Here is a 2,399-nt window from a genome sequence, read left to right on the forward strand (position 1 = left end):
CATCCGGATGCGAAGCAACAGCGCCTGCTGCTCTCGGTCCCCCGCCGCAAACGCGCCTGGTTCTCAGGGCTTTGGGCCCACGCCGCCGCTCCGCCCGTGATTCCAGGGCTCGCCACCGGCTAATGGACAATTTGGGTTAAACATTATTGTCATTTTCGAGAGCGTGCGCCGCCGTTGAATTGCGGGGTGATCTTTCGCTTGCCCCTTTGCTGGCTTGTTTATCAGAAGTTCCGGTCGGTCCGTTCGCCTGGTTTCATGATTACTGGGACAGGAAGACATATTCGCGACAACTCGTTGGCACAGGGCACGATACGAATTCCTACGTATTTTCCGCGGGACGCCAGGGCGGTTAAATATACTCACTCGAACGGCAGCCTAAACAGGCTGGCAAAAACCTCCGAAGGAGGGAGTCGAGTTCGGAACCGGGACGTTCCAACAAGGAGTGAATCCAGCAATGGACCATAGGGATGTTGCCAAAGAACAGGATGTTCTGAACGGATCTGGGACGTTCCGTAGGAGATTGGGACTATTCTTGATCCAACCGGGATGGTTGTAATGGACTTGAAATGATCCGTATGTGACTGGACTGATCCGAGTTCGGCTGGGACGCGATTTGGAACAAGGAGGTTCTCGTTTTTGTCGGTCTAAAGGAAAAATAAATTACAAAGGGAAGAAAGGTAGGAGGTACTCTTAATATGGCTAGGAAAGCGCTGAAAGCCGTAGATGACATGTCGGACGAGTCGACGCTGGATTCTTCGAGCAGCTTGGTTCCATTTCAGGAAGACAGAATAAATCAACAAATCGCCGAAGCTGCTTATTATCGTGCTGAAAGGCGCGGCTTTGCCCCGGGTTACGAAGTTGAAGATTGGTTAGAGGCTGAGAGGGAAATTAAATCGGGCTCTCTTGCTTAAACAGATTTTTAAATTTAGATAGGCTTCCCCAGAAGGCAGAATATCCCCCACCCCCCACATATATTGTTTCTGCCTTCTTTTTTTACAGATTGATTCAATTCCGCGAGGGTTAAAGTAATACTCTCGTTTATTCGTCCAAAATCCTCGCATTTACCGAACTTATCCTTTATCCGTCCAGTTTTGCGGTCATAACGGCCTGCCTTTCCCCAAGTTCCCACGGCCATAGCTCCGAAGAAAATTAACAGCGCTTCGTGCCAAATCGTCCGATTGGCCAAAATTGGCGGTGCCGGCGATTGCCGAATTCAGTAGTATTTCTGGATTCAATCCTATTGCGAGACGACCGAAATGCACGATAAAGAATTACGTCAGAAACTTGCGGCGGAAACGGGACAAATAGCTTGGCAGGAGCTGGAGCGCCATTTCGCCCGAGGTGTCGTGGTTGTCGTTACACCGGAATTGGACTTGGTCGAAGCCGCGGCTAGAGTTGCCGAGGACGATAAAAGGGCTTTAGAGGAATGGATGAACAGGGGGCAGATCGTGCGGGCTACCGATGACCATGCCAGGCGGTGGACGGACTCGGAATGTACCTTGTGGGCCGTGGTTGTTGCGCCGTGGGTATTGGTGCAGGGGAGCCGGTCACTCAGCGTGCACTAGCCTGCCTGGCGGTTGCTAATACCACTCTTTGCCAGGGTGAGTTCTCGATATTTCGCGATGTTTTTGAGGATATGGTCTTAAATTTTTACTCCAATGTTTTGTAGACCTAAGATGCAATAACACGGCGGGAAGAAAAACTGTCCTAGTTTACAGGTCTTCGGGATCGATTGGAGTTGAAGTTATGAGTACCAGAGCGAAATGCCTGATCACGCTGATCGCCTTGATGACACTGGATATCCTCCCGTTGCCGGTAGTCGGGTCAATTGGGCTATATGTCGTCATCAAGCGCCCGCGATGGTTCAGGGATTTGGTCAACCGCCTATATGACGAAGAACACCGAACAACTATTAGCGCCGGAAAGAAGATCTAAAGTCTGTTATGAACTTTTCGCTGGGGAGGTGTGACCGAACTCAAGCGCCGTTCATATCCCGATAATGTGTCCGACGAGGAATGGCCTCTTGTAGCTCAGTAGCTCACGCTTGTTCGAGAGGATGCCCCGCAACATGAGCATGACCAGCGCGAGATCTTCAATGTCTTGACTGGTCCGCGATTACGAGTGCCTATCCGTCCCTTGATTGTTCTTCACTTCCTGCCCCTGGCTGCTCATGCCGCCGAAAGCTATTCCGCTCCTCGCCTCGAGTTCATCACAGGCTCTAGGAAGGAGCATAGGAAGCGTAGCGGCAGCGGAGTGGAGTGGAGTTATGCTCGAAAGTTGTGGATGAGGGGCTGAGGTAGGCGGCGTATTCTGGATGGTCTTCGAGGTCATCCATTCCTGTTGAGAGGAGCGAATACGCCATGAGTGAAGATAAGGTCATTCGGTTGAAGAGTCCAGGG

3 protein-coding genes are annotated in these 2,399 nt (G+C 51.3%); all 3 read left to right on the top strand.

Going from position 1 to position 2,399, the window contains the following annotated elements:
* Nucleotides 1–695 precede the first annotated feature (695 nt).
* The 3 genes from VEB01_RS19905 to VEB01_RS19915 all read left to right on the top strand — a co-directional run bounded on the left by VEB01_RS19905 (nucleotide 696) and on the right by VEB01_RS19915 (nucleotide 1,935).
* The gene (locus VEB01_RS19905; RefSeq protein ID WP_324878533.1) at nucleotides 696–911 is read left to right on the top strand and encodes a DUF2934 domain-containing protein; all 216 of its coding nucleotides are present in this window, start codon (nucleotides 696–698) and stop codon (nucleotides 909–911) included.
* Nucleotides 912–1,256: 345 nt separating this feature from the next.
* Nucleotides 1,257–1,565, top strand: a complete 309-nt coding sequence (locus VEB01_RS19910; RefSeq protein WP_324878535.1) for a DUF2288 domain-containing protein — start codon at nucleotides 1,257–1,259, stop codon at nucleotides 1,563–1,565.
* Nucleotides 1,566–1,746: 181 nt separating this feature from the next.
* Nucleotides 1,747–1,935 (top strand): hypothetical protein, encoded by a 189-nt coding sequence (locus VEB01_RS19915; RefSeq protein WP_324878537.1) that lies wholly within the window; start codon nucleotides 1,747–1,749, stop codon nucleotides 1,933–1,935.
* The last annotated feature ends 464 nt before the right edge of the window (nucleotides 1,936–2,399 follow it).

Origin of the sequence: Methylocaldum sp., assembly GCF_035627495.1 — a bacterium.
Lineage (GTDB): Bacteria > Pseudomonadota > Gammaproteobacteria > Methylococcales > Methylococcaceae > Methylocaldum.

Excerpts from the sequence above, each read along its gene's own strand:
- VEB01_RS19905 (WP_324878533.1), top strand. The coding sequence starts at position 696 with ATGGCTAGGAAAGCGCTGAAAGCCGTAGATGACATGTCGGACGAGTCG.
- VEB01_RS19910 (WP_324878535.1), top strand. The coding sequence starts at position 1,257 with ATGCACGATAAAGAATTACGTCAGAAACTTGCGGCGGAAACGGGACAA.
- VEB01_RS19915 (WP_324878537.1), top strand. The coding sequence starts at position 1,747 with ATGAGTACCAGAGCGAAATGCCTGATCACGCTGATCGCCTTGATGACA.